General features: G+C 53.3%; 1 rRNA gene. It reads right to left on the reverse strand.

From position 1 onward, the window contains the following. Window positions 1–360, reverse strand: a 16S ribosomal RNA gene (locus ACTHS4_RS11685); the annotation flags it as partial.

Here is a 360-nt window from a genome sequence, read left to right on the forward strand (position 1 = left end):
ACGCATTTCACTGCTACACCGAGAATTCCAGATCCCCCTCCAGTTCTCTAGCATGGGAGTATCGGATGCTATTCGGAGGTTGAGCCCCCGGATTTCACATCTGACTTTCCACGCCACCTACGCACACTTTACGCCCAGTAATTCCGAACAACGCTTGAGACCTCTGTATTACCGCGGCTGCTGGCACAGAGTTAGCCGTCCCCTCCTCTTGCGGTACCATCAAACAATCAGGTTATTAGCCTGAGTACCTTGTTCTCGCATGACAGGAGTTTACAATCCGAAGACCTTATCCTCCACGCGGCGTCGCTCCATCAGGGTTGCCCCCATTGTGAAAGATTCTCGACTGCTGCCACCCGTAGG

The sequence above is a fragment of the Neisseria sp. P0014.S009 genome, assembly GCF_051958155.1.
In the GTDB taxonomy this organism is placed as follows: Bacteria; Pseudomonadota; Gammaproteobacteria; order Burkholderiales; family Neisseriaceae; genus Neisseria; species Neisseria flavescens_C.